The organism is Pimelobacter simplex, assembly GCF_024662235.1.
Taxonomy (GTDB): domain Bacteria; phylum Actinomycetota; class Actinomycetes; order Propionibacteriales; family Nocardioidaceae; genus Nocardioides.
Map to the genome: position 1 here is coordinate 4519717 of NZ_CP096276.1, position 25316 is coordinate 4545032.

Here is a 25316-nt window from a genome sequence, read left to right on the forward strand (position 1 = left end):
TAGGAGGTCACGCGGCCCGGGTTCCAGGGCCCTGCGTCCCGGCTCTCCGGGCCGTCTCGTCCCGGGTCGCACGGGCGCTGGTCCGGGCGTCCGGACTGCGGCACACTGCCGGTCACCGCTACCGCAGAACCAGCGCACAGGAGGGCAGATGGGCACCGCGACGACCGTGCGCGCCACCCTCGTCCTGCTCCTCTCGTGGGGGCCCGCGGGTCCTGGTCTCCTCCTCTCGTACGGCGCCCCGGAGAGCCTGGAGGCGGTCGGCACCTTCAGCGTCGCCCTCGCCTTCGGTGGCGCCGCCGCGCTGCTCGCGGCGGCACCCGGGCCGGCGTTCCGGGGCGGGGGCGGGCCGCTCGTCGTACCGACCTTCGCGGTGGCCGCCGTGGGCGCCGGCGCCTCGACGCTCGCCGCGGGGCTGCGGAGCCGCGCCATGGCGGGCGAGGGCGGGCTGTGGCTCGACCTGCTCGAGGTCGCCTGGATGCCGGGCGGGCTGACGATCGCGTGCGTGCTGAGCGCCGCCGTGCTCACCGGGTCGCGCGCGTTGCTGGCGGCCGGCGCGGTGGTCGCGGCCGGGGTGACCGCGACGACCACGGCCGAGATGCGGCTGCAGCGCGACATCCCGCTCGACATCGTGCTGTGGGCGCTGTGGCTGGCTCTCGGGGTCGCGTCGGCGGTGATCGTCGTGGTGGTGGCGCGGCGGCGGCGCGCTCCCGAGCGGCAGATCGCGGTGTGGCTGGCGCTCGCCCATGCGGCGGTGCTGGTGTGCGCCGTGGGTGCCTATGTCGTCGACGACGCGAGCGGTACGACGTCCACCAGTGCGACCTTCGCGGCCACCTTCCTGCCGGCCGCGGTGACGTTCGCGGCGGCGGCCTTCCTGCTCACCGCGCTGACCGGCGAGAGTGCCGCGGTCGCGCCGGCCCTCGCCCGGGTCACCGTGTGGGTCCTCCTCATCGCCGCCCTCCTCGTGGCGTACGGCGCCGTGGCGGCCCTCGCCGCCAAGGTCGCCCCGCTCACCCCGACGAGCGGCGGCATGATCGCGGTCGTCGTCCTCGCCGTCGGGGTGGGCCCGACCCGCCGCTGGGTGCAGCGCGCGGTCGACCAGCTCCTGTACGGCGGCTCCGCCGACCCGAGCGCGCTGCTGCGCAAGGTGAGCGAGGAGGTGGCCGCCGGGGCCGAGGACGCCGGTTCCCTGGACGCCCTGGCCGAGGCGCTGCGCCGCTCGCTGCGGCTCGGCGGGGTCGCGATCCGGTCGGCCGCACCGGGTGGTCCGGCGGTCGTCGCCGGCACGGTCGACCCGGCGACGTCGGTCTCGCTCGAGCTCGTCGCCGCCGACGGCCCGTGCGGCGAGGTCGAGATGTCCGCGGAGTGGGGCCGCGACGTCGAGATGCGCACCCTCGCCGCGCTGCGCCGGATCGGTGGCGTGCTGACGGTCGCCGTGCGGCTCGCGGAGGTCAACGACGACCTGCTCGAGGCCCGGCGCCGGGCGAGCGAGATCGCCGCCAGCGAGCGGCACCTGGCCCGTACCGAGATCGAGGCGACCGTCGAGCCCATGCTGGTCCGCATCCGCGACGACCTCGGCGGCGTCGCCGCCGGGGCCGACCCGGCCGACGAGCTCGCCCGCGCCGGTACGGCGCTGCGCGCGGCCACCACCCACGTGCGCGACCTCGCCCGCACGCTGCTCCCCGGATCGCTCGACGCCGGCGACCTCCCGGGCGCCCTCGGCGAGCTGGCCGCGCGGTTCGACATACCGGTGCTGCGGGCCGACGTCGCGCACCCGCCCGAGCGACCCGAGGTCGTCTACCACCTCGTCGCCGAGGCGGTCCTGCGCGCCCGGCGCGACGGCGGGATCGAGCGCGTCGAGGTCGCCGTCGTGGCGCCGGACCGCTGGACGCTGCGGCTGCTCGGCGACGCCGACCGGACCACCTCCCTGCGCGCGGCGCTGCTCGAGCGGGCCTCCGACGCCGGCTACGGCCACGTCGGACCGGACGACGGCACCACGCTCCACCTCGCCCGGAGCGAGCCCCGGTGAGCCGCCCGCCCGTCTGGCGTTGGGTCGCCGCGGTGCTCGTCGTCGTCACGTCATGGGGGCTCGCGGGCGGCTCCGTGGCAATCGCGTGGGCGTTCCAGCTCCCGGCCGCGCCGGTGCCGGGCACCTTCCTCGCGTCCTCGCCCCCGGAGGCGCAGGCGCACTTCGACGACATCGGCGTGACGGTCGCCTTCGTCTACGCGCCGCTCGCCGCCGTCCTGCTCCTGCGCCGCCCGCAGCCGGTCGCCGTGGTGATGGCCGTGCATGCGGTCGGCTCGGGCCTCGCCGCCTTCGGCGTCCAGTACGGACTGCTCGCCGCGGACCGCCCGGGCCTGCCCGGCGGCGGCTTCCTCGCGTACGCCGGCGGCTGGGGCTTCGTCCCGGGCACCTTCCTCACCGCGATCGTCCCGGTTCTCCTGCTCCCGGAGCCGGCCCGTGTGCTGCGCCGGGTGCTGGTGCCGGTGGTCGCGGTGGCGACGGCGATCGCGACGCTGACCTCGCTCACCCACCAGAGCCCCGGGATGCTCCGCAATCCCCTCGCGCCGGACTGGCCGTCGTACCAGACGGCGGCGCAGGACATCTACGCCGTCACGGCCGCCGTCGCGCTCTCCTCGTCGCTGGCGGTGATCGTGGTGATGGTCCGGCGGCTGCGCGCGGCCACGCCGGACGAGCGCTCCCCCGTGCGCTGGCTGCTCGTGGGGCACGTCTTCCTCACCGCGTCGTACCTCGTCACGGTGCTGCCCGCGTCGCTCCAGCTCGCCGCGCCGCTGTGGGCGTTCGCCACGATCGCGCCGATCATCGGGCAGATCTTCTATCCCTCCGCGATCCTCGTGATGGGCCTCCAGCACCGGCTGCGCGGCGTCGACGTCGCGGTCAGCACGGTGCTCACGACGAGCATCGTCGCGGTGCTCGCGGCGGGCGCCTACTACGTCACCGTCACCGTCCTCGAGTACGCCGGCGAGGCCAGCGCCGCCGCCGGATTCACCACCGCGGCGGTCATCGCCGTCGCGCTGCTGCCCGCCCACAACGTCATCCAGCACCGGGTCGACCGCCTCGTCTACGGCGAGGCCGGTGCCCCCGAGCGGCTAGTCGCCGACCTCGGTGCCCAGGTCGGCGAGATCGCGACGGGCGACGACGGCGTCCGCGCGCTCGCGGCCGCGCTGCGCACGACGCTGCGGCTGGGCTCGGTCCACATCGGGCCGGCGCCCGCGGCCGACGTACCGGAGCCGGTGGTGTCGTTCTCCCTCGACGCGGACGACGACGCGCTGCTCGTGGTGACCGGTCCGGCCGGGGGGCTGCCGATCGGCCGTCGTACCCGGGAGGCGATCGGGGACCTCACGCCCGTCATCGGCGCCGTGGTCCGGCTCGCCGCCGCGGCGACCGCGCTCGACACCGCCCGCGCGCTGGCCGCCGACGCCCGCCACGCCGAGCGGCGGGCACTGCGCCGCGAGCTGCACGACGGCCTCGGACCGGCGCTGTCCGGCGCCGCCTTCTCGGTCGCGGCCGCCGCCAACCTGCTCGCCCGCGGCGACCGGCCCGGCGCCGTCGCCGCGGTCGCGCGGGTCCAGGAGCTCCTCGACACCCAGGCCGCGACGCTGGCCAACCTCGCCGTCGGCGGACCCGCTCCGGTGCGCGACCTGGGCCGCGCGCTCGACCAGCTCGTGACGTCGTTCGAGGGCGCCGGACCGCGCCTGGACCTCGACACCAGCGGCGAGATCTTCCTCGATCCTCACCGCGCCGGCATCGTGCACCGGATCGCCTCCGAGGCCGTGCACAACGCGGTCCGGCACGCCGACGCGTCCGCGGTGACCGTCGCGCTGGGCGCCGTACCGGGCGAGGTGCTGCGGGTCCAGGACGACGGCCGGGGCATCGACCGCACCGGGCCCGAGGGCGTCGGGCTCTCCTCGATGCACGAGTGGGCGGCCGAGGCCGGCCTGGAGTGCTGGGTCACCGCCCCCGCGGACGGCGGCACGCTCGTCGTCGTACGACTGACCCGGAAGGAGGCGCCCACACGAAGGTGATCCCGCGCCCTGCCCACCGGGACGCCGGGACCGCGAGCCTCGGCAGCATGTCGATCTCACTGTCCGCCGCCACCACCGCCCCGCCCCGCACCACCCGGCACTGGGCCGCCGCCGGCGTCCTCGCCGGGGTCGCCTCGCTCGCCAGCGTGCTCCTGTCGCTGGCGCTCTCCCGGCCCTACGAGGAGGGCAGCATCGTCACGCCCGCCCTCATCGAGGCCGGGCTCGAGGACAAGCGGCCCCTCCTCGTCGCCTTCCACGTCACGACCGTCGCCGCCGCCCTGCTGCTCGTCGTCTTCGCGGCCGGGCTGCGCCGCCGGATCCGGTCCAGCCACGCACCCCAGGCACTCGCTCCCGACGTCGCCTTCGCCGGCCTGCTGCTCGTCGCCGCGGCCCAGCTGCTGGGCAGCGGGCTCGACACCGAGTTCCTCTTCGGCATCGGCGACAAGGCGGTCAACCTCCCCGAGGACGCCAGCACCTACTCGCACTGGATCGCCACGATCCCCTGGCTGTGGGCGGGCGGAGGGCTCGCCGGCCTCGCGGTCGGGGTCGCCTCGCGGGCGGGCGTCGTACCGCGGTGGGTGGGGGGCGTGGGCTTCGTCCTCGGGGGCCTGGTCGTGCTGATCGCCCTGTCGCCGCTGCAGTACCTCGCCGCCCTGCCGGGCGCGCTGTGGCTGCTGGTGACGGCCTTCGGGTTCGCGGCGAGCGACCGTCGCCAGCTGACCTCAGCTCAGCCGATCGTCGCGGCGTCGATCACGAACCGGTAGCGCACGTCGGAGGCCAGCACCCGCTCGTACGCCTCGTTGACCCGGTCCGCCGCGATGACCTCGATGTCCGCGCCGATGCCGTGCTCGGCGCAGAAGTCGAGCATCTCCTGGGTCTCGGCGATGCCGCCGATCATCGACCCGGCGAACGAGTGCCGTCCGTAGATGAGGGCCATCGCCTCGACGCTGAACGGCTTCGGCGGCGCCCCCACGTTGACGAAGGCGCCGTCGACGGCGAGCAGCCGCAGGTAGGCGTTGACGTCGAGGCTCGCGCTCACCGTGTTGACGATGAGGTCGAACTTCCCGGCGAGCACCTGGAAGGTCGCCGGGTCGGAGGTCGCGTGGTAGTGGTCGGCGCCGAGCCGCTCGGCGTCCTCCTGCTTCTTGAGCGACTGCGAGAGCACGGTGACCTCGGCGCCCAGCGCGTGGGCGATCTTGACGCCCATGTGCCCGAGCCCGCCGAGGCCGACGATGGCGACCTTCTTGCCGGGACCGGCGCCCCACCTCTTCAGCGGCGAGTACGTCGTGATGCCGGCGCAGAGCAGCGGAGCGGCCGCGGCCGGGTCGATCCCCTCGGGCACGGAGAGCACGAAATGCGCGTCGACGACGACGTGCGTCGAGTAGCCGCCCTGGGTGGTGGTGCCGTCGCGGTCGGTGACGGCGTAGGTGCCGACGCCGCCCTTGAGGCAGAACTGCTCGTCGCCGTTGCGGCAGTTGACGCACTCCCGGCACGAGCGGACGAAGCAGCCGACGCCCACCCGGTCGCCGACCTGGTGGTTGGTGACGTCCGCGCCGATCTCGGTGACGACGCCGACGATCTCGTGGCCGGGGACGACGGGGAACGGCTGCGGCCCCCAGTCACCGCGGACGGTGTGGATGTCGGAGTGGCAGATGCCGGCGTACTCGATGGCGATGAGCACGTCGTTCGCGCCGACCGCGCGGCGCTCGATCGTCAGCGGGGCGAGCGGCGCACCGCTCTCGGGAGCGGCCCAGGCGGCAACGCGGGTGCGGTCGTAGGTCATGGGAGATCTCCTCGTCACTTGGTTCTCTTGAGCTCGTCAGCGAGTGCGCGGGCGCGCTCCGACTGCTCCGACGCGCGGGCGTCGTCACCGTCGGCCACGGCCTGCCAGACGTCGATCTTGAGCTCGACGTAGCGCCGCCGTACGGCGAGCAGCTCGGCCTCGCGGGCCAACCGCTCCCGCTGCGCCGTGAGCAGCCCGATCTGCTGCTCGGCGGCCGTCGCACCGGCGGCGGCGTTGGCGACGTACTGGCGCATGTCACTCACCGCCATGCCGGTCGCGCTGAGGCACGCCACCCAGGTCAGCAGGTCGAGGTCGTCCTCGGTGTAGACCCGGTGCCCGCTGCTCGCGGACCGGCTCACCGGCGCGACCACGCCGATCGACTCGTAGTAGCGCAGCGTGCTGGCCGGCAGACCGGTCAGGGCCGCGGCCTCTTTGATGGAGAAGGTCCGGCTCCGGGTCTGCGCACTCACTTCATCGAGGCTAGGAACTTCAAGTACTTGAAGTCAAAGGTGTGGGAAAGGTGCAGGATGCTCGGCTCGCGGAAGAGGACCAAGAAGCTCGACGACCTGATGGCGCGGCTCAGGCCCGACCTGAGCCGGGAGTCGCTCGGCGTCGGACCCGCCTTCCCCGGCATCGCCCCGAACCCGCTCCTGAGCAGCGCCGCCCGCAAGCGCAAGGCGGAGCTGCGCACGGGTGCGCTCGCGCTCGGCGTCCTCGTCGACTGGCGCGAGGTCAGCAGCGACGGCAGCCCCCGCGTGGTCCTGGTGCTCGACGTGGAGACCCCCGACGGCACCGCGTTCCGCGGGATCGCCGACGAGGACCTCACCATCACCGAGCTCACCCGGCTCGCTCCCGGGCAGACGCTCCCCGTGCGCTACCGACCGGCCGTGATGGACCACTACGTCGCCCTCGCCCGGGACGCCGACCCCGCCCAGGTGCAGGGGCTCTACGACCGCAGGTAGGCCAGGACGGCGAGCACCCGGCGGTGCCCGCTGTCGGACGTGGCGAGCCCGAGCTTGGCGAAGATGTTGCCGATGTGCTTGCTGACCGCGGCCTCGGTGACGACCAGCCGCTCCGCGATCGACCCGTTGTCGAGCCCCTCGGCCATCAGCCCGAGCACCTCCCGCTCCCGCGGGGTGAGCGACTGGACCGGGTCGTCGGCGCGACGCCGGCTCAGCAGCTGCGAGATCACCTCGGGGTCCATGACGGTGCCGCCCGCGGCGACCCGGCGCAGCGCGTCGACGAAGGCGGCCACCTTGCCCACGCGCTCCTTGAGCAGGTAGCCGAGCCCGTCGGCACCGCGCGCGAGCAGCTCGCCGGCGTACCGGTCCTCGACGTACGCCGACAGCACGAGCACCGGGAACCCGGGACGACGGGCGCGCGCCTCGACCGCCGCCTTCAGCCCCTCGCTGGTGTACGTCGGCGGCATCCGCACGTCGAGCACCGCGGCGTCGGCGTGGTCCAGGTGGGCGAGGAAGTCCTCCGCGTTGTCGACCGCGGCGACCACGTCGAAGCCCTCGCTGCGCAGCAGCAGGGCCAGTCCCTCGCGCAGGAGGGTGTCGTCCTCGGCGATCACGATCCGCATGCCAGCTCCGCCCTCACGTTCGTCGGTCCGCCCTCGGGGCTCACCACGGTCATCCGTCCCTCGAAAGCCTCCACCCGTCGCCGCATCCCGGCGAGGCCGCCCCCCGGTCGCTCCACGGCACCGCCGCGGCCGTCGTCCTCGACCTCGACGACGAGCCACGCGTCGTCCACGGCGACCCGGACGTGCACGGCACGCGCCGCGCTGTACTTGTTCACGTTGTTGAGCGCCTCGGCCACGAGGAAGTAGCTGGCGGACTCGAGCGCCGCCGGCACCCGGCCGATGCCGTCGACCGTCAGGGTGCACGGCACCACGCTGCGCCCGGCCAACGAGGCGAGGGCGCCCTCGAGGCCGAGCTCGTCGAGGATCGGCGGATAGATGTCGTGCACCGTCCGGCGCAGCCCGGCGAGCGCCTCGGTCGCCGCCTCCTGCGCGCTGCGCAGCTGTGGCAGCCCGTCGCCTCCGGTCTCGAAGGCGCGCTCGGCGAGGCCCATCATCATCACGACGCTCACCAGCCGGTTCTGGGCGCCGTCGTGCAGGTCGCGCTCGATCCGGCGGAGCTCGGCACCGTGCGCGTCGAGAGCCGCCGCCCGGCTGAGGGTCAGCGAGTCCACCCGGGCCCGCAGCTCGAAGCGCCGGTCGGGCGTCAGCAGCCGGGCCGAGACCGCCGCGACCCCGCGCGCCGCGGCGAGCACCAGGAACCACGAGAGCACGGCGTACGCCGCCGCGACCAGCGGCATCGTCGCGGCCAGCCCCCACGAGGTCACCGGGTACGGCGCCACGACGGGCTCGTCGGCCGGCACCAGGAACCAGTAGAACGGCACCAGCAGCGAGCTCACGACGCCCAGCGGGATCGTGATGCACACCAGCGTGACCGTCAGCGTGGGGACGGCGTGGACGACGAGCCACCCGAGCTCGCGACGGGTCTGCCGCGAGAACGCGAAGTGGAGCCGGGCGTCGATCGTGCGGTCCGCCGGCTCCTGGCTGCTCGGACCGGGGATCGGCGCACCGCGGAACGCCCCGATCCGGGTGCGGGCGCGCTCGGCCCAGCGCCGCAGCAGCCGCGCCGCCTCCGGGAGGACGAGCACGCCCCCGGTCAGCAGCATGAGGGGGGCGAGCAGGAGGAACGCCATGAAGAAGAGGGTCGAGACGGCGGACGCCCCGGCCTCGACGGCGAGGAACCGCCAGCTGCGGGCCCACGCGCGCAGCCGGTCCGACGTCATGGGACCAGTCTGCCCGGCCTCGCCGTCCGGCACGGTAGAGCCAGCTCCACCATCGGAACGGTAGCCAGCAGGATTCTGCCGCGCGGCCGGAATTCCTAGCGTGGAAGCATGATTCGACGAGACCGCGCGACCACCGTCGCCGCTCCTCCTGTGCCCACCACCGGCGAGGCCCTCCGCCTCGACGGCGTCGTCAAGAAGTACGGCTCGGGCGCCTCCGCCACCGTCGCCCTCCGCGGGGTCGACCTGGCCCTGGCGCCGGGCTCGTTCACCGCGATCATGGGCCCGTCCGGCTCGGGCAAGAGCACGCTCCTGCACGCCGCTGCCGGCCTCGACCGCCCGACCAGCGGCAGCGTCCGCCTGGGCGGCACCGAGATCTCCGGCCTGCGCTCCGCGCAGCGCACGCGCTTCCGCCGCGACCACGTCGGGTTCGTCTTCCAGGCCTACAACCTGCTGCCCGCCCTGACCGTCGAGCAGAACATCACGCTCCCCCTGCTGCTCGCCCGCAGCTCGATCGACGCCGGCTGGCTCGACTTCCTGGTCGCCTCGGTCGGCCTCGACGAGCTGCGGCACCGCCTGCCCAGCGCGCTGTCCGGCGGCCAGCAGCAGCGGGTCGCCATCGCCCGCGCCCTGGTCACCCGGCCGCACGTCGTGTTCGCCGACGAGCCGACCGGCGCCCTGGACTCGCGGACCGGCAAGCAGGTGCTCGACCTGCTCGCCCACACGACGCGCGAGCTCGACCAGACGGTGGTGATGGTGACGCACGACCCGGTCGTGGCCGCCCACGCGGACCGGGTGATCTTCCTGGCCGACGGCGCGTTCGCGGGACACCTCGACGGTGCGACGCCGGCCCGGATCACCGAGTACCTGACCGGGCTGGGTGAGTGGTGACGCGCCCGGAGCGGCCCCGGCCGGGCGGCCTCGTCCGCGCCGACCTGCGCCGCCACCGCGCGAGCTTCGCCGGCGTCGCGGTCGCCATCCTCGTCGCCACCGTGCTGGTGACCGGGCTCGGCGTGCTCGTCGAGTCGGGGATCCGCGGCGGACTCGCGCCGCAGCGGTACGCCGGCGCGGACGTGGTCGTCACCGGGCAGCAGAAGGTGCCCGTGCCCGAGGACCTCGCGATCAGCCTCACCGAGCGGGCACCGGCCCCGGACCCGGCGTCGATCGCCGCCGTGCCGGGCGTGACCCGCGTGATCGCCGACGTCACCGTGCCGCTCGTGGACGGCCGGAACGGCGCCGTCGTCGAGGCGCACCCGTGGTCGGCGGCCCGGCTCACCCCGTTCACCCTGGCCGACGGCAGGGCACCCGACGGGGACGACGAGGTCGTGGTGACCGCGGGCAAGGCGGCGGTCGGGGACGACCTCCCGCTCGCCCACGGCGGCGTCCGGTCGTCGTACCGGGTGGTGGGGGTGGCGTCCGCCCCGGCAGGCGTGGAGCGGGCGAGCCACGTGTTCCTGACCTCGTCGCGCATCGCCGAGCTGGATCCCCACGACGGCGCCGCGCAGACCCTGGGCGTGTTCACCGACCGCTCCCCCGAGGACGTCGCCGCGCGGATCCGCGACCGGCACCCCGACCTGACGGTGCTCACCGGGGCGGCACGCGGTGATGCGGAGTTCCTCGACTCGGGCTCGTCGCGCGCGACGCTCGTCGCGATCGGCAGCGCCTTCGCCGGCACCTGCCTCCTCGTCGCGCTCTTCATCGTCTCGGGGACGCTCTCGCTGTCGGTGCAGTCGCGACGCCGTGACTTCGCCCTGCTGCGCGCCGTGGGCGCGCTGCCGCGGCAGATCCATGCGCTGGTGGCGCAGGAGGTGCTCGTCGTGGCCGCGGTGGCGGCGCTGCTCGGCGTCGGGCCCGGCTACCTGCTCGCCGGCGTGCTGCGCCGCGCGTTCGTCGCCGGGGACGTGATCCCGGCCGACTTCGCTCTCGCCTACAGCCCGGTCCCGGCGCTCGCCGCGCTGGTCGTCGTCCTCCTGACCGCCTGGGGCGCGGCGCGCATCGCCGCACGCCGCCCGGCGAACCTCGACCCCGTCGACGCCCTGCGCGAGGGCGCCACCGGCCCCGCCACCGTGAGCACCGCCCGGATCATCGGCGGCGTCGTGGTCCTCGCGGCGGGGCTCGCCCTCTCGCTGGTCCCGCTGTGGCTCGACGGCGAGGCCGCGGCCGCCGCCTCGGCCAGTGCGGCTCTCGTGCTCATCATCGGCGCGGCCGTCCTCGGACCGTGGCTGGTCGCGGTCGCCGTCCGGGCAGCGGGGGAGCTGCTGGGCCGGACGTCACCGTCCGCCTTCCTCGCCACCGCGAACGGACAGGCGAACAGCCGCCGGCTCGCCGGAGCGGTCACCCCGATCGCGCTCGGCATCACGCTCGGTCTCGTCCAGCTCGGCGCGCCCGCGATCATCGCCGACGAGGCGGCGTCCCAGGCGACGGCGGGCGTCACCGCCGACCTGCGGGTCGTCGCGCCGGCCGGACTCTCCGCGCCGGCACTCGCCTCGGTCGCCGACCTGCCCGCGGTCTCGGCCCTGTCCCCCGTGACGGTCAGCCAGACCGTGCTCGACTACCGGACCTTCGACGGCACCGACGACCGCAGCGAGCAGGTCCTCCAGGGCATCGACCCGAGCACCTCCACCGGACTGCTCGACCTGCAGGTGCGCGAGGGCACGCTCGACGACCTCGACGGCGCCGCGAGCGTCGCCCTGAGCACCGACGCCGCGCGCACCCTCCGGATCGGGCTCGGCGACGAGGTCACCGGTCGCTTCGGGGACGGCGCCCCGCTGCGCGCCCGGGTCGTCGCGATCTACGAGCGCGGACTCGGCTTCGGCGGCGTCACGATGGAAGAGGCCGCCGTCCGCCCGCACACGACCAGCGGTCTCGCCACGTTCGCGCTGGTCTCCGGCGACGACCCCGGCGCCGCCCGCACGGCCATCGCCCGCCTCGGGCTGCCGGTGACCGACGGCTCCGGCGAGGCCGCCGGCGCGGACGCCCAGCGCCAGCAGGGTTGGGTGAACCTGGTCGCCCTGCTCGTGATCCTCGGCTACATCGCGATCGCGGTCGCCAACACCCTCGCCATGGCCACCTCGGAGCGCTCGCGCGAGCTCGCCCTCCTCCAGCTCGTCGGAGCCGGCCGCCGTCAGGTGCGGAGCATGATGCGCCTCGAGTCGGTCCTCGTCGCCTCGATCGCGGCGCTCCTCGGCATCGCGCTCGCGCTGCCCCCACTCGTGGGGATCAGCATCGGCATCTCGGGCCGGCCGCTGCCCGCCCTGCCCCTCACCGGCAGCGCGGTCGTCGTCGCCGCGATGTCCGCCCTGGCGCTGGTGTCGCTGGCCGTCGCGACCCGCGCCGCCATGCGGACCCAGCCCATCACCGAGATCGGGTCACGGCAGTAGGGCGTCCCGCTCCGCCGCCTTGCGCGCCACGTAGAAGTAGTTGAACGGATCGCTGCGGATCTCCAGCACCTCGACGTCCGACAGCCCCGCCTCCTCGAGCATCCGTACGGCGACCTGCCGCCCCCACACGGTCCCCAGCCCCGCCCCGCCGTCGGCCAGCGACACGGTCATGCAGTGCATCAGGCTGATCGTGTAGAGGTAGGTGACCCACGGCAGGGCGAGGTTGTGCTCCACCCCGGACTGGGCCTTGATGTCGACCATCAGCAGCAGGCCGCCGGGCCGCAGCGCGGCGGTGATGCCGGCGAGGACCCGGTCCGGGAAGGCCTGGTCGTGGATCGCGTCGAAGGCCGTCACGACGTCGTACCGCTCGTCCTCGTCGAGCTCGGCGACGTCGCGGACCTCGAAGGTCGCGTTGGTCAGCCCCCAGGCGGCGGCCTCGGCGCGGGCCGCCTCGATCGGCTCGGCGCCGAGGTCGTAGCCGACGAAGCGGCTGGCCGGGTAGGCCCGGGCGAGCAGGTTGATCGCGTGCCCGGCGCCGCAGCCGATGTCGGCGAGGGTCGCGCCGCGGGTGAGCAGGTCGTGGAGGCCGGGGACCGCCGGGACGACCACGTCGAGCAGACCGCCGTCGTGGACCGCGGCCGCGTCCTCGGCCATCAGCTCGTGGAACCGCGGGAAGCGGTCGTAGCCCAGACCGCCGCCGTCCCGGAACCGCTCGCGCAGCTCGGGCTCCACGCCCGCGAGCATGGTGAGCATCTTCATGCTGCGCGCGAGGTTCACCGGTCCACCGGACGGCGTCAGGCAGGCCGCCCGCTCGGCCGGCAGCGCGTAGTGCCCCGTCGCCGGGTCGTACGTCGCGACGTCGCCGGCCACGATCCCGTCGAGCCACTCGCGCAGGTAGCGCTCGTCCACGCCCGCCGCCGCGGCGAGCGTCGCGGTGTCCGCCGGACCGGTCCGGGCCAGGACGTCGAGCAGGCCGAGCTCGTCGCCGATGCCGAGGAGCAGGTTCAGGGCGGCGTCCTCGCGCACCCGGATCATCCGCTTCTGGAACGCCTTCGCGGCGTCGCGGTCGAAGGTGGTCATCGCGCTTCTCCTTGCTTCGGGGGCGTCGGGGGCGGGCGTCAGGGGCGGGGCGTCAGGCGCCGAACAGCCGGGTCACCCAGTCGATCGCCTCGGCCCGCACCCGCTCCAGGCCGGCGCGCACGGCGTCGTCGTCGGGGCGGGGGTGCTGGCGGTCGAGGGCGTCGCTGGCGAGCTGGCGCACGCCGTACACACCGGCGAGGTAGGCGGTGTCGGGCAGCCGCTCGCCCGCGGTCGGGTCCCACTCCTGGTGCTTGGTGCGCAGCACCTCGGCCAGCGCGCCGAGGGCGACCCGGCGCCGTTCCCGGGCCGGCCAGCCCATGCCGTCGAGCTCGACCTGGAAGGCGCGGGCGACGACCAGGTCGGCGGTGAGCGCGTCGAAGTACGCCGCCATCACCGACTCGACGTACCCGTGCCAGGTGCCGTCGAGGGAGGCCACCGACATCAGCCGGGTCAGCAGCACCTCGATGAACCGGTCGTACGCCGCGAACACCGCGTCGGTGCGGACCGCGAAGAGGTCGTAGTACGCCGTCAGCGAGATCCCCGCGCGCTCGCACACCTCACGCGCGCCGGTCCCGCGGTCCCCGCGCGCGGCGAGCAGCTCGGTGACGGCGATCATGATCCGCTCGCGCTGAGCCGCCTGCACCTGGTCGCGGGCGATGTTGTGGCGCCCACGCGGGAGTGGCGCCGGGTGGGTGAAGAACACCCCGTCGCAGATCGCGGCGACCTCCGGCTCGCTCGGCACGGCCACATCATGCCCCACTCCCGGCAAAGGCGTGACCGCGGTCACTCGATTGAAGTACAGTCTGTTACTCCACTCCACTGCTCCCAGGAGTCCTGATGCGTCTCACCCTCCGCCGGCGCCTCGCCGTCGTCGCCGCGGCCGCCCTCGCGGTCCCCGTCCTGACCGGCGGCCCCGGCCCGTCGTCCGTCTCCGCGACCGCCGAGGCCGCAGCCCCCGTCCCGCCGGTCCGGCCCGGACTGGCCGGCACCGCGGGCTTCATGGCGACCATCCGGGACCTGGTCGGCTTCGCACCGCGCACCACCGGCTCCCCCGGCGGCTTGCGCACCGCCGAGTACGTCGCGCAGCGCTTCCGCAAGGCCGGCCTGACGAACGTCCACTACGAGACGGCGACGTCGTACTCCTGGAAGGCCTCGGCCAGCTCGCTCAGCGTCGCCGGCCGCCGGATCGACTCGTTCCCGATCTCGCACTCCTTCATCGTCGGCCCGACCACGCCGGGCACCCGCACGCTCGGCCCGCAGGGCCGGACCGCCGAGGTCGTCGACATCGGCGGCCGCGACGTGGGCAGCACCGACGTCCGCGGCAAGTGGGTGCTCTTCGACCTCAACTTCAAGCTGCCGCTGGCCGGGCTGCTCCCGTTCACGACGTTCCTGTGGGATCCCTACCTGCGCCTGCTCAACCCGAGCGCGCTGCTGAGCGCCAACCCCTACCTCACCAACCAGGAGAGCGTCGTCAAGGCCGCCCAGAAGGGCGGTGCGCTGGGGGTGATCGGTGTCCTCGACGACTACTTCGACTCCAACCGCTACCACAACGAGTACTACCGCCGGACGCCGATGACGGTCCCCGGCGTGTGGGTCACCAAGAAGGACGGCGCCGCGCTCCGCGCCGCCCTCGGCACCACCCGGCGCGCCACGATGAGGCTCACCGTCGAGCGCAAGGCGGTCACCGCCCGGACCGTCGTCGGCTTCCTGCCCGGACGCACCAAGGACACGGTGATGGTCCAGTCGCACCACGACTCCCAGGGCCCCGGCGCGGTCGAGGACGCCACCGGCACGTCCGAGGTCATCGCGCTCGCCGACTACTACGGCGCGCTGGCCAAGAAACGCGGCTACCAGCCGCGCCAGAAGACGATGATGTTCGCGACCTTCGACACCCACTTCACCGGCTACCAGCAGCACCAGGCCTTCGTCGAGAAGTACATCACCAAGAAGCAGACGCCCTACCGGATCGTCGCCAACGCGACCATCGAGCACGTCGGCAAGCGCGCCGTCGTCGACAAGGACGGACGGCTCAAGGTGCTCGAGCAGCACGAGCCGCGCGGCATCTTCGAGAACGTCAGCCTGCCGCTCAAGCTCAAGCTCGACGCCGCCATCGTGCGCAACAACCTGCACACCACCGCGGTCCTGAACTCCACGCTGCCCGCCAAGCTGCTCGGCGGCATCCCGACCGACGCCTCGTTCGTGCTCCAGGCGGGCGTTCCGGTGATCAGCCTCATCGCCGGCCCGCTCTACATGTACGACGAGGCCGACACCATCGACAAGATCGACCAGACCCAGCTCCGCCCGGTCGCCGTCTTCTACGCCGACATGCTCGACGTGCTCGACCGCACGGCCAGCAACCGGATCGGCCAGGGCCTGCGGTGAACCGGGCGCTGCGCCGGATCGCGGCCGCGGGCGCGACCGCCGTCCTGCTGCTGGCCACGGCTCCGGTCACCGCCGCGGGCCCCCGCCCCGGACCGCGCCCGGGCACGCTCCTCGACACCTCCGCCGCCGGCCGGACCAGCCAGGTCGCCGGCGCCGGCCGCGTCGTCGAGGTCCGCTACACGACGAGCACCGCGGCGGGGCGCGTCGTACCGGCGACGGGGCTGGTGCTCGTCCCCCGCGGCCGCGCCCCCAAGGCCGGCTGGCCGCTGGTCGTCTACGGCCACATGACGACCGGTATCGCCGACCGCTGCGCCCCCACCAACGGCACCCCCGGTCACCCCGAGCTGCGCCGCATGCAGCAGGGCGACGACCTCACCCGCAGCCTCCTCGCGGCCGGCGTCGCCGTCGCCCGCCCCGACTACGAGGGCCTCGGTACGCCGGGCGCCCACCCCTACCTGCGCGGCGCCTCCCTCGGCCGCTCGATGGTCGACCTCGTCGCCGCCACCCGCACCCTGGTCCCCCTCAACGGACGCTGGGTCGCCTCCGGCCACTCCGAGGGCGGGGTCGCCGCCCTCAACGTCGCCGACCGCCGTCGTCCCCTCGTGCCGGGCATGCGCCTCATGGGCGTCCACGCGATCACCCCCGTCACCCAGATGGAGGTCCTCGTCCGCACCCTGCGCCCCCTCCCCGTGGCCGTCGCCCCCCTCACCGGCGAGCTCGTGGCCCTCGCCGCCCTCATCATCAAGGGCCAGGCCGTCGAGGACCCCGCCGTCCAGCGCCTCGCCCTCGACGGCGGCCTCAGCCCGCGCGCCCGCGCCCTCTGGAACCAGCTCGACCAACGCTGCCTCGCCGAGCTCGCCGCCCCCGACTCCTGGGGCGGCCTCGCCCCCGCCCGCCTCCTCGGCCCCCGCGGCAACGAGCTCGTCCGCGTCGTCACCACCCAGCTCGCCCAGGACGACGTCCGCCGGCTCCGCCTGCGCCCCCTCCCGGTCCGCATCGAGGAGGGCCTGGTCGACGCGGTCGCGCCGTTCGTTTTCACCGAGCAGCTGGTCCGTTCCTACCGGCGCCAGGGGCTCGACGTGACGCTCGGGCGCTGGCTGGCGGGGCACTCGGAGACCAACTCGGCGTCGTACTCGGTGGGGGCGGCGACGGCGTGGATCCTCGCGCAGCTGCGACGCTGAGCCCCGGTCGCGCGGTTGCCAGGGGCGCGCACCGTCCCTAGCGTTCGGGGATGAGCGCGGACCTCCTGTTCCTCCCGGACGGCAAGAGCTTCGACCTCACCGACATCGTGTTCTACGCCGACCGCGATCGCCGCTCGCTCGACGACGCGCTGGCCGAGGCCGACCTGCTGGTGAGCTGCCCGCACGCCGGCAGCGCGATCCCCGGCGAGCTGCGCCCGTACCTGGCGCCGGGGTTCACCCGCCGGCTCCAGCTCGACTACACCGACTGCACCACCGCGGCGATCGTCCGCCGCTGGGCCGAGCTCGACCCCAGCATCGTGTACGTCGAGAACCCGCACCCCCGCCTCGTCCGCGACCCCAACCGCGCCCGTCCCGACGACCTCGCCGCGTCCCTGGCCGAGGCGCTGCGCCGGGTGCGCGACGCCGGGCCGTTCCAACCGGTCGACCTCACCGGGGTCGACGCGATCCGTCCCGTCACGTTCTCCTTCTTCCCGATGCTCGCCGTCCCCGAGGACGACGCGGGGATCGCCCGTCTGGTCGACGCGTTCGTCGACGCGGGGAGCCGTGGGGTCGACGTCTACCAGCGCACCCGCAGCGAGCTCATCGAGCGGATGGCCGCGAGCACGATCGCCGGGCGCTCGGCGTCACGCAGGTTCACGACCCTCTCGTTCCACGACACGATGAACTGCACGACCACGCGCGACGGCGCGGTCCGGGTCGAACGGGCCCCGGCGGACCGCCTCCCGCGGGTGGTCGCCCTCTCCAACCGTGGCGACGCCCACGGCGACCCCACGGCCGACGGGACCGTCACGATGGCGCCCGAGCGGATCCGGCTGCTGGCGCAGGCGCACCGGTCGGGCTTCGCCGTGGCCAGCCCGGACGACGTCCTGCTCAACCAGCCCTACCTCGGCAGCCAGGAGATCATCAGCGCCGGCGCGCGGTTCCGCGAGCTCGGCGACGAGGCCGGTCGCGCCGGGGTCACGCTCGACGCGGTCCAGGCCGAGTTCCTCCGCGAGCTGCTGCTCGGCGCCGCGGGCACGGCCCACATCTCCGCGCCCGGGGACGACTGGCCGGAGCCCGATCCCGAGCACGTCGACCGGATCGCGCGGGCGTGCGTGACGTCCTGGGCCGACTACCGCGCGCTGCTCGACGGCGCGTGAGGGTGCGGGCCGCGAGTCAGCCCAGGACCGCGCCCAGCAGCGCGCCCGCGGCGACCGTCGTCACGGTCAGCACGACGGTCGGGATGGCGAACGAGTGGTCGACCAGCCGGGTACCGAGGCGGGTGCTCCCCGACTCGTCGAAGTTGGCGGCCGCGATCTGGGAGCCGTTGGTCGGCAGCAGGTAGATCCCGGCGAAGGCGCCCGACCACATGCCCGCGACCAACCCGGGCGCGAGGCCCGCGGTGAGGCCGATCGGCACGATCGTCCGCGTCGCCGTGGACTGGCTGGTGGTCAGCACGCAGACCACGAACACACCGAGGGCGAAGATCCACGGCGCGTTCTCGACCAGGCTGCCGACGTTGTCGACGATCAGGTCCGTGTGGGCGGAGATGAACGTGTCGGTCATCCAGGCGAGGCCGAACAAGGCGATCGCGGAGACCATGCCCGCCCGGAAGACGGTCTGCTCGGGGATCGCCGCGACCTTGGGGCGGGAGACCAGCAGGATCAGGGTGCCGACCACGAACATGATCATCTGGATGATCGGCGTCATTCCCAGCGGCGAGCCGTCGGCGCCCTCGGGCCGCAGGTCCTTCCAGAGACCGAGGACGACGATCGCCGCCACCCCCAGCAGGAAGAGCAGCGCGGCGTTGCGGCCGGCCGTCGTGGCCTCGACCGCGACGCCCTTGGCCGCATCAGCACCCGGCGCCCCGATCTGGCCGGACCGGATCCGCTCCTGGATCTCCGGGTCGTCCTCGATGTCGGCACCGAGCCGGTTGACGACCAGCGACGTCAGGACGATGCCGATGATCGCGGCCGGGAGGGTGATCTTGATGATGTCGAACATCTCGAACCCGTAGGGCGCGACCTCCGTCAGCGTGACCATCGCCGCCATCGCCGCCGAGACCGGGCTGCACGCCAGCGCAACGCCCGTGACCACGACCGAGAGCGACAGCGGCCGTGACGGGCGGATGCCGTTGCGGTAGCTGAGGTCGCTGATCACCGGGAGCAGCGGGTAGAGGATGTTCGAGGTGCCCGCGCCGACCGAGAAGAGGAATGCCACCAGCGGCGCGATCAGCGTGATCTGGCGTGGCCGCGCCGCGATCAGCCGGGCCGCCACCGTGACCAGCCAGTCGATCCCACCGGCCAGCTGCATCATCGACGAGGCGAGCACGACCGAGAGGACGATGAGGAGCGCGTCGACCGGCGGGCTGCCGACGTCCTCGCCGAAGACGAGGACCAGGACGGCGACGCCCGTGCCGCCCCACAGACCGAGACCCACACCGCTCGAGCGGGTGCCCATCACGATGGCGCCCAGCACCACGGCGAGCTCGAGGACCACCACGACGTCGTCCATGTCCGTTCTCCTCTGGAAAGGAGCCGACCGAGGAGGCCGACTCAGGTCACGGTAGCGACGATCCGGCCCGCGGTCGCGCGACCCGCACCAGCACCGCCGCCACCGCGGCGAACGCCAGCGCGATGGCCACCACCCAGCCGGCCACCGCGAGGTAGCCGCCGTTGTCCGGGTTGAGGAACGGGTAGGGGTACCAGCCGTCACGGCCCTTGATCTGGTCGTGGACCAACGGCCCCCGCACCAGCGTGTACGCCGCCCACGCGATCGGGAACACCAGGATGACGCCGATCCGGCTCCAGGGCTGGGCCCGGCGGCCAGGGGCGAGGATCCAGTCGAGGACCACGACGACGGGCCCGACGACGTGCATCACCTCGTTGGTCCAGCTCGGGACGTCGCCGCCGCCGGTGACGGCGAGGCCGCGCAGCAGCAGGTTGTAGACCAGCCCCGTGATCCCCATGTACGTCGCCACGGCCACCCGGGTGCCGCTGAGCCAGGCAGGCTCGGCGCCGGTGCCGGTCCCGGTGTGCAGCAGCAGGCGCGCGGCGCCGAGCAGGAGCAGGGCCGCGGCGGCGATGTTCGACAGGATCGTGAAGTAGCTGAAGAAGTTGACCCACAGGGTCGCCCGGTCGGCGTACCCGGCGGCGTCCCAGGCGTCGACCGATCCGGACAGGGTGACCACGGTGGCGGCGACGATTGCCACCCCCATGCCCAGCCGTACGGCGGCCCATCCGAGGCGTGCGCGGCTGCGGAGCGGCAAGGTGAGCTCCCGATTCACAGGGGGACGTCGTGCAGGTGACCGGAGCAGCCTAGAGGCGGATTCCGGGCCGCGGAAGCAGCCCCCGTTCCTACGTATTTCACCCGATGTGGCAGGCCTCCCCTCCTCCCTAGCGTGTGCGGCGCGTCACAAGCGCTGGCGCCGCAGACCTGGAGGAAGCATGGACGAACTACTGGACGCGGGAGCCGCGTCGATCGCCCGCGCGGTGCGCAGCCGAGCGGTGTCTCCCGTCGAGGTGCTCGACGCGACGCTGGCTCGTCTCGACCGGCTCGACCCGGTGCTCAACGCGGTCACCTTCGTCGCCCGCGACGAGGCGACGACGCGGGCGCGTGACCTGGAGCGCCGGATCGGGGCCGGCGAGGACGTCGGCGTGCTGGCGGGCGTGCCGACGTTGATGAAGGACCTCTTCGGCCACAAGCCGGGCTGGCCGGCCACCTTGGGGCAGGTCCCGGGGCTGCTGGAGCGCAGGGCGACGGGGTGGAGCACCTTCCCGGCCGCGATGGAGGCGGCCGGCGCGATCGTGGTGGGCCAGACGAACAGCCCGGCCTTCGGCTTCCGCGGTACGACGGACAACGCCGTGACCGGTCCGACGCGCAACCCGCACAGCCTCGACCACAACGCGGGTGGGTCCTCCGGCGGCAGCGCGGCCGCGGTGGCCGGCGGCATCGTCCCGGTCGCGGGGGCCACCGACGGGGGCGGCTCGATCCGGATCCCGGCGGCGTGGTGCGGAGCCGTCGGCTTCCAGCCGTCCCCCGGCACGATCCCCTTCGTCACCCGGCCGAACGCGTTCGGCCCCTCGCTCTTCCTGTACGAGGGCCCGATCACGCGCAGCACCGAGGACTGCGCGCTCGCGCTCACCGCGATGGCCCGTCCCGACGTACGCGATCCGTCGAGCACCGGCACCGCGCCACCGCGGTTCGCCGAGCACCTGGGGCAGCAGTCGTTGCAGGGCGTGCGGATCGGCTTCACGCCGGACTTCGGCCTGTTCCCCGTCGAGCGCGGGATCGTGCAGGTCTTCCACGAGGCGCTTCTCGCGCTGGAGTCGCTGGGTGCCGAGGTCGAGGAGGTCCGGTTCGGCTGGCGGCACAGCCACACCGAGCTCACCGACACCTGGTGCCGTACGACGGCGGTGGGCGTGCACGAGGGGCTCGGGCAGCTGCGCGACGAGGGCTACGAGCTCGCGGCGCTCGGGCTCCCGGACCAGCTCCTGCACTGGGCCTCCCGGGTGCCGGCCCTCCGCGTCGACGACCTGGTCCGCGACGCGCAGACCCGCACCCACGTGTACGACGAGATGCACGCGGCCTTCGCGACGTACGACCTGGTCGTCTCGCCGACCGTGGCCGCGATGCCCGTGCGCAACCGCTCGGACGGCGACACCGTCGGGCCGTCGAGCATCGAGGGCGAGCCGGTCGATCCGCTGATCGGCTGGTGCATGACCTACCTGACCAACTTCTCGGGCAACCCCAGCGCATCGGTGCCGATGGGGACCGTCGACGGCCTCCCGGTGGGGATGCAGGTCACCGGTCCGCGGCACGGCGATGTCGCCGTCCTCCGGGCGATCTCGGCCTTCGAGGCCGCCCGGCCGTGGCCGCTCAGCGCCCACCTCACCTCGCAAGGAGACGCGGCATGACCCTCCCCGCCACCGGCCTCACGGCACCGCCCCCGCCCACCGAGCCCGAGCACTCGGTGCTCTCCGAGGAGTACGAGAACACGCCCGTCCCGCTGAGCGCCCGGCGCTCGCTGATCTCGAACGTGCTGGTGTGGATGGGGTTCCCGATGATCCTCACCTGCGCCGTCTCGGGCGGCCTGATCGTCGCCGCCCTGGGGCTGGCGCACGGTGCGCTGGCGATCCTGGTCGGCAACCTCGTGCTGTTCGCGTACACCGGGCTGATCGGGATCGTGTCGACCCGGCACGGCCTCAACTTCCGCCTCCAGTCGGCCCTGACCTTCGGCGCCAAGGGGTCCACGATCATCACCGGCTCGATGGCGACCATCGTCGTGGGCTGGTTCGCGGTGCAGGTGGCCCTGACCGGCGAGAGCATGGCCGACGCCTTCGACGTCAATGTCGTCGTCGTGACCGTCGTGGCCGGACTGCTCTACACCGGGTTCACCGTGCTCGGCGTCAAGGCGCTGACGCTGATCGGCTACGTGTCGATCCCGTTGTTCCTGGTCTTCGGGCTCTGGGCCGCGATCGACGCGACGACCTCCGCCGGCTGGTCGGCCGTCAGCTCGTACGACGGCGACGGGTCGCTGACCTTCGGCTTCGCCGTCACGATGGTGATCGCCCTGTTCGTCGACGGCGGCACCATGACCGGCGACTTCAACCGGTGGGCCAAGAACACCCGCCACTCGCTGATCTCGACCGCGGGCGCCTTCCCGTTCGCCAACTCGGTCTCGATGCTGCTGGGCGGCCTCATCACCGCGGCCACCGCGTCGGCCACCGATGCCAACTTCTTCGGCAGGTTCGCCGACCAGGGCGGTCTCCTCGCCGTGCTCGCGATCCTGCTGCTGTTCATGAACCTCGGCAGCGTCTGCGCGCACAACCTCTACCTGTCCGCGGTCGGCTGGGCGAGCCTGACCCGGCGGAGCATGCAGCTGGCCGCCACCGTCATCGGCGTGCTCGGGATCGCCATCGCGATCTCGGGCGCCTGGAACCACTTCAGCACCTGGCTCTCGCTGCTCGGCGTGCTCGTGCCGTCGCTGGGCGCGGTGATGATCGTCGACCAGCTCGTCGTACGCCGCACGGAGTGCGCGGTCGTCGCGTCCGGCTACCGCGTCCACGCCTTCGCCGGCTGGGCGCTGGGCAGCGCCTGCGCAGGGCTCGCGGAGGCCTTCGCGCCGCAGCTCTCCACCGCGGTGGTCGGCATGGTCGCGGGCGCGGCGGCGTACCTCGTCGTGCACCGGCTGTTCTCGGGCGACGGGGGTCCGTGGCCGCCTCCGGCTGCGTAGAGTGCAGGGGGCGCACGGAGGTGGACATGGGCAGCGGGTACCCCGCATCACAGGCGATCGAGGCCGCGTGGCGGGTCCCGGGGATCGTCGCCGGACTGGCGCCCGCTGCCGAGCGCGCCGAGGCCGTGTTCGACGAGCTGCGCCACGTCCTCTCGTACGCCGCCGTCCAGCTGGCCCGGTGGGATGCCGCACACGGCACCCACCGAGTCATCGCCAGCCGGGGCTACCCGGACGCCGTGCTGGCCTCGCTGCACAGCGACCTCTACCGCAACGACCGGGTCTGGCCCGTCCTCGCCAACCAGCACGGACCGGTCTTCTGGGACGACTGCCCCTTCGACCGCAAGGGATCGGGCTTCTACACGACGGTCCTCGAGCCGCACGGGTACGGCGAGGGCGCGACGATGCTGCTCCGCTCCCCCGAGGGCGACTACCTGGGGATGCTCACCCTCAACATCGAGGACGTCCGCGCCCCCATCGAGGGCACCCGGTCCCTGCTGGGCGTCGCCGGCGCCGCCCTCTTCCCCCTCGTCGCACCGGACCGCAACGCCCACGCGCTGGTGCTGCAGTGCGCGCCGGACGCCGACGCCGTCGCGGTCCGCGACGCCCAGGGCGACTGGCAGCCCCTGCGCGACTGGCCGATGCCGCCGGCCGAGCTGCTGGCCCACCTCGACGCGAGCCCGGCGCTGCCGGCCCAGGCCCGGTTCCCGTGGTTCGACGAGCGCGAGCGCGGCCGGGGCGTCAGCGCCCACGTCCAGGTGCTGCCGACCGGCGACCTGACCTATCCGACCGTGCTGACGCTCCAGCGGGCGCGGACGCCGTTCGGCCTCACCCGGCGCGAGGTCCAGATCCTCTCGCTCGTGGCCCGCGGCCTCTCCAACGCCGAGATCGCGGCCTCCCTGCACCTGAGCGTCCGCACCGTCGGCACCCACATGGACCACGTCCTGTGCAAGCTCGAGGTCACGTCCCGCACGGCCGCGGCGATCAAGGCGATCGACCACGCCGTCCTCGCGGTGCACCCCGGACCGGCCCCGCGGCCGCGCTGACCCGCGGTCACCCCGCCAGGTACCAGGCGGTCGCCGCCACGAGTCCCGCGCTCAGCGCGACGAACGACAGGTACGAGCCACCCCGGAACCACGCCTTCTCGTGCACGGTCTTGGAGAACGCCATGGGCAGGAAGGACAGCGGGTTCACGATGCCGCCGAAGGCGACGGGCAGCACGACGTACCAGGGGATCGAGGGCACGGCCAGGCCGACCGCCACGAGCAGGGCGCCCATGATGATCCAGTCGAGGTGGACCTGACGCAGCCGGTGCGGGTCCACCACGCCGAAGCGCCGCAGGGAGCCGGGGCGCTCGACGGCCGCCGCCAGCGCGAAGCCGGAGACGGCGCCCAGCGAGATCGAGACCAGGCCGATGCCGACCAGGCCGTCCGCGCTCACACGTCCTCCGGAGCGGTCGCCACGGTCGCCACGGTCCGCAGCCGGCGGCGGTCGACCGTCAGCCGGAGGACATCGGGACGCGCGTAGTGGCCGGTCGCGTCGAGGTCGAGGTGCAGGCCGGGGAGCCCGTCGACGTCGAGGTCCGCGTAGACGATCCCCTCGACCCCGCGCTGCGGCTCGAGGATCCACTCGCCCTCGGGTCCGATCACGGCGGAGCCACCGGCGAAGTAGTGCTCGCCCGGGCCGACCCGGTGGTCCTCGCCGAGCGCGGCGGCGTACTCCTCGCGCATGTCCTCCGGCACGGCCTCGTAGGGCAGCAGCAGGCCGGCGGCGATGACGTAACAGCGTCCCTCGAAGGCGTAGGACCGCGCGGCGAGGAGGTGCTCCTCGGTCAGGTCGGGCCACACGGCGACGTGGATCTGCTCGTAGTCGGCGTGGAGCGCGGCGCGCGCGAGCGGGTTCCAGTGCTCCCAGCAGACGAGTCCGCCCACCCGGCCCACGGGCAGGTCGACGGCGCGCAGCCCCGCGGCGTCGCCGGGCGCCCAGACGATCTTCTCCGCGTGCGTGGGGACCAGCTTGCGGTGGACGTTGACGACCTCGCCGTCCGGCGCGATCGTGACGAGCGAGTTGTAGAGGGTCCCGCTGCCGCGCTCGGAGCGCTCGTTGACGCCGATCACGACCGAGACGTCGTGGGTGGCGGCGGCGCCGCGGAGCGCGTCGATGTCGTCGGGGACGACGACGCTCTCGCGGAGCATCGCGGCGTACAGGTCGCGGGCCCGGCGGTTCCCCCACGAGGTGCAGGAGAAGGCCCAGCCGGGGTACCCGGTGAGCCACGTCTCCGGGAAGACGACCAGGTCCGCCCCGCCTGCGGCCGCCTCGGCGATCGCCTGCGCGGCGATCTCCAGGGACGCGGTCAGGTCGTGCAGCCGGGCGGGCCGCTGCACGATCGCTGCTCGTTGGGTCATGCCGGACTCCTCTTGCTTGTGGGGCTG

The 25316-nt window shown here is 73.9% G+C and carries 22 protein-coding genes; 12 read left to right on the forward strand and 10 right to left on the reverse strand.

From position 1 onward, the window contains the following. The first annotated feature begins 148 nt into the window (after positions 1-148). From M0M48_RS22195 to M0M48_RS22205, 3 genes are read left to right on the forward strand one after another with little or no spacing between them, the layout of a single operon-like run. Positions 149-2026, forward strand: a complete 1878-nt coding sequence (locus tag M0M48_RS22195) for a hypothetical protein (protein ID WP_257752784.1) — start codon at positions 149-151, stop codon at positions 2024-2026. Then, positions 2023-4044, forward strand: coding sequence for a sensor histidine kinase (locus M0M48_RS22200; RefSeq protein WP_257752785.1), 2022 nt, complete (start codon positions 2023-2025; stop codon positions 4042-4044). Before M0M48_RS22195 ends, M0M48_RS22200 begins: the two co-directional genes overlap by 4 nt. A 47-nt stretch (positions 4045-4091) precedes the next feature. After that, the gene (locus tag M0M48_RS22205) at positions 4092-4808 is read left to right on the forward strand and encodes a hypothetical protein (RefSeq protein ID WP_257752786.1); all 717 of its coding nucleotides are present in this window, start codon (positions 4092-4094) and stop codon (positions 4806-4808) included. Here the strand turns inward: M0M48_RS22205 and M0M48_RS22210 are convergent. Both M0M48_RS22210 and M0M48_RS22215 read right to left on the reverse strand, forming a co-directional pair. Continuing rightward, a complete protein-coding gene (locus M0M48_RS22210) occupies positions 4772-5827 on the reverse strand; it encodes an NAD(P)-dependent alcohol dehydrogenase (RefSeq protein WP_215812447.1) in 1056 nt (351 codons plus the stop codon). The genes M0M48_RS22205 and M0M48_RS22210 overlap by 37 nt on opposite strands. A gap of 14 nt (positions 5828-5841) precedes the next feature. Next, positions 5842-6297 carry a MerR family transcriptional regulator gene (locus M0M48_RS22215; protein WP_257752787.1) on the reverse strand — a complete coding sequence of 152 codons (456 nt, stop codon included), beginning with the start codon at positions 6295-6297 and terminating at the stop codon, positions 5842-5844. A 57-nt stretch (positions 6298-6354) separates the two neighbouring features. Between M0M48_RS22215 and M0M48_RS22220 the strand changes: the two genes are divergently transcribed. Beyond that, the gene (locus M0M48_RS22220; RefSeq protein WP_215812445.1) at positions 6355-6789 is read left to right on the forward strand and encodes a hypothetical protein; all 435 of its coding nucleotides are present in this window, start codon (positions 6355-6357) and stop codon (positions 6787-6789) included. Here the strand turns inward: M0M48_RS22220 and M0M48_RS22225 are convergent. Together M0M48_RS22225 and M0M48_RS22230 are read right to left on the reverse strand one after the other, a co-directional pair. Continuing rightward, a complete protein-coding gene (locus tag M0M48_RS22225) occupies positions 6774-7412 on the reverse strand; it encodes a response regulator (protein ID WP_215812444.1) in 639 nt (212 codons plus the stop codon). The two genes, M0M48_RS22220 and M0M48_RS22225, sit on opposite strands and share 16 nt — an antisense overlap. Beyond that, positions 7400-8632, reverse strand: a complete 1233-nt coding sequence (locus tag M0M48_RS22230; protein ID WP_257752788.1) for a sensor histidine kinase — start codon at positions 8630-8632, stop codon at positions 7400-7402. The genes M0M48_RS22225 and M0M48_RS22230 overlap by 13 nt, the downstream gene beginning before the upstream one ends. A 108-nt stretch (positions 8633-8740) precedes the next feature. Between M0M48_RS22230 and M0M48_RS22235 the strand changes: the two genes are divergently transcribed. Both M0M48_RS22235 and M0M48_RS22240 read left to right on the forward strand, forming a co-directional pair. Continuing rightward, positions 8741-9520 carry an ABC transporter ATP-binding protein gene (locus tag M0M48_RS22235; protein ID WP_257752789.1) on the forward strand — a complete coding sequence of 260 codons (780 nt, stop codon included), beginning with the start codon at positions 8741-8743 and terminating at the stop codon, positions 9518-9520. Beyond that, positions 9514-12009 (forward strand): FtsX-like permease family protein, encoded by a 2496-nt coding sequence (locus M0M48_RS22240; RefSeq protein WP_257752790.1) that lies wholly within the window; start codon positions 9514-9516, stop codon positions 12007-12009. The genes M0M48_RS22235 and M0M48_RS22240 overlap by 7 nt, the downstream gene beginning before the upstream one ends. Here M0M48_RS22240 and M0M48_RS22245 read toward each other — a convergent pair. Together M0M48_RS22245 and M0M48_RS22250 are read right to left on the reverse strand one after the other, a co-directional pair. After that, positions 11998-13089, reverse strand: coding sequence for a class I SAM-dependent methyltransferase (locus tag M0M48_RS22245; RefSeq protein ID WP_257752791.1), 1092 nt, complete (start codon positions 13087-13089; stop codon positions 11998-12000). The two genes, M0M48_RS22240 and M0M48_RS22245, sit on opposite strands and share 12 nt — an antisense overlap. Positions 13090-13141: 52 nt before the next feature. Then, on the reverse strand, positions 13142-13831 hold the full coding sequence (locus M0M48_RS22250) for a TetR/AcrR family transcriptional regulator (RefSeq protein WP_215812439.1): 690 nt from the start codon (positions 13829-13831) through the stop codon (positions 13142-13144). Between the two features lie 95 nt (positions 13832-13926). On the opposite strand from M0M48_RS22250, the gene M0M48_RS22255 reads away from it, so the two are divergent. The 3 genes from M0M48_RS22255 to M0M48_RS22265 are packed head-to-tail and all read left to right on the forward strand — an operon-like array spanning position 13927 to position 17812. Next, positions 13927-15471 (forward strand): M28 family metallopeptidase, encoded by a 1545-nt coding sequence (locus tag M0M48_RS22255; protein ID WP_257752792.1) that lies wholly within the window; start codon positions 13927-13929, stop codon positions 15469-15471. Then, positions 15468-16652, forward strand: a complete 1185-nt coding sequence (locus M0M48_RS22260) for a lipase family protein (RefSeq protein ID WP_257752793.1) — start codon at positions 15468-15470, stop codon at positions 16650-16652. The genes M0M48_RS22255 and M0M48_RS22260 overlap by 4 nt, the downstream gene beginning before the upstream one ends. 50 nt (positions 16653-16702) lie before the next feature. Further along, on the forward strand, positions 16703-17812 hold the full coding sequence (locus tag M0M48_RS22265; protein ID WP_257752794.1) for an N-formylglutamate amidohydrolase: 1110 nt from the start codon (positions 16703-16705) through the stop codon (positions 17810-17812). A gap of 16 nt (positions 17813-17828) precedes the next feature. Here the strand turns inward: M0M48_RS22265 and M0M48_RS22270 are convergent, their stop codons facing one another. Beyond that, on the reverse strand, positions 17829-19166 hold the full coding sequence (locus tag M0M48_RS22270) for an anaerobic C4-dicarboxylate transporter family protein (protein WP_257752795.1): 1338 nt from the start codon (positions 19164-19166) through the stop codon (positions 17829-17831). A gap of 46 nt (positions 19167-19212) precedes the next feature. Beyond that, complete coding sequence (locus tag M0M48_RS22275) at positions 19213-19920, reverse strand: Pr6Pr family membrane protein (RefSeq protein ID WP_257759270.1); 708 nt, start codon at positions 19918-19920, stop codon at positions 19213-19215. A 178-nt stretch (positions 19921-20098) separates the two neighbouring features. Between M0M48_RS22275 and M0M48_RS22280 the strand changes: the two genes are divergently transcribed. Genes M0M48_RS22280 through M0M48_RS22290 form a run of 3 tightly spaced genes read left to right on the forward strand, consistent with a single transcriptional unit; the run spans position 20099 to position 23930 of the window. Beyond that, positions 20099-21568, forward strand: a complete 1470-nt coding sequence (locus M0M48_RS22280; RefSeq protein WP_257752797.1) for an amidase — start codon at positions 20099-20101, stop codon at positions 21566-21568. Beyond that, complete coding sequence (locus tag M0M48_RS22285) at positions 21565-22887, forward strand: cytosine permease (protein ID WP_257752798.1); 1323 nt, start codon at positions 21565-21567, stop codon at positions 22885-22887. Before M0M48_RS22280 ends, M0M48_RS22285 begins: the two co-directional genes overlap by 4 nt. A gap of 26 nt (positions 22888-22913) precedes the next feature. Then, positions 22914-23930: a helix-turn-helix transcriptional regulator gene (locus M0M48_RS22290; protein WP_257752799.1), complete on the forward strand. Its 1017-nt coding sequence runs from the start codon at positions 22914-22916 to the stop codon at positions 23928-23930. A gap of 7 nt (positions 23931-23937) precedes the next feature. Here the strand turns inward: M0M48_RS22290 and M0M48_RS22295 are convergent, their stop codons facing one another. Then, entirely contained in the window at positions 23938-24324 is a 387-nt protein-coding gene (locus M0M48_RS22295; protein WP_257752800.1) for a hypothetical protein, read from the reverse strand. Continuing rightward, positions 24321-25289, reverse strand: coding sequence for a carbon-nitrogen hydrolase family protein (locus M0M48_RS22300; protein WP_257752801.1), 969 nt, complete (start codon positions 25287-25289; stop codon positions 24321-24323). Before M0M48_RS22300 ends, M0M48_RS22295 begins: the two co-directional genes overlap by 4 nt. Positions 25290-25316 lie beyond the last annotated feature (27 nt).

Bases quoted from the DNA above. Each gene is read 5' to 3' on its own strand.
- M0M48_RS22195 (WP_257752784.1), top strand. From the start codon at position 149: ATGGGCACCGCGACGACCGTGCGCGCCACCCTCGTCCTGCTCCTCTCG.
- M0M48_RS22205 (WP_257752786.1), top strand. From the start codon at position 4,092: ATGTCGATCTCACTGTCCGCCGCCACCACCGCCCCGCCCCGCACCACC.
- M0M48_RS22210 (WP_215812447.1), bottom strand. From the start codon at position 5,827: ATGACCTACGACCGCACCCGCGTTGCCGCCTGGGCCGCTCCCGAGAGC.
- M0M48_RS22220 (WP_215812445.1), top strand. From the start codon at position 6,355: ATGCTCGGCTCGCGGAAGAGGACCAAGAAGCTCGACGACCTGATGGCG.
- M0M48_RS22225 (WP_215812444.1), bottom strand. From the start codon at position 7,412: ATGCGGATCGTGATCGCCGAGGACGACACCCTCCTGCGCGAGGGACTG.
- M0M48_RS22230 (WP_257752788.1), bottom strand. From the start codon at position 8,632: ATGACGTCGGACCGGCTGCGCGCGTGGGCCCGCAGCTGGCGGTTCCTC.
- M0M48_RS22235 (WP_257752789.1), top strand. From the start codon at position 8,741: ATGATTCGACGAGACCGCGCGACCACCGTCGCCGCTCCTCCTGTGCCC.
- M0M48_RS22245 (WP_257752791.1), bottom strand. From the start codon at position 13,089: ATGACCACCTTCGACCGCGACGCCGCGAAGGCGTTCCAGAAGCGGATG.
- M0M48_RS22255 (WP_257752792.1), top strand. From the start codon at position 13,927: ATGCGTCTCACCCTCCGCCGGCGCCTCGCCGTCGTCGCCGCGGCCGCC.
- M0M48_RS22265 (WP_257752794.1), top strand. From the start codon at position 16,703: ATGAGCGCGGACCTCCTGTTCCTCCCGGACGGCAAGAGCTTCGACCTC.
- M0M48_RS22270 (WP_257752795.1), bottom strand. From the start codon at position 19,166: ATGGACGACGTCGTGGTGGTCCTCGAGCTCGCCGTGGTGCTGGGCGCC.
- M0M48_RS22280 (WP_257752797.1), top strand. From the start codon at position 20,099: ATGGACGAACTACTGGACGCGGGAGCCGCGTCGATCGCCCGCGCGGTG.
- M0M48_RS22285 (WP_257752798.1), top strand. From the start codon at position 21,565: ATGACCCTCCCCGCCACCGGCCTCACGGCACCGCCCCCGCCCACCGAG.
- M0M48_RS22290 (WP_257752799.1), top strand. From the start codon at position 22,914: ATGGGCAGCGGGTACCCCGCATCACAGGCGATCGAGGCCGCGTGGCGG.
- M0M48_RS22300 (WP_257752801.1), bottom strand. From the start codon at position 25,289: ATGACCCAACGAGCAGCGATCGTGCAGCGGCCCGCCCGGCTGCACGAC.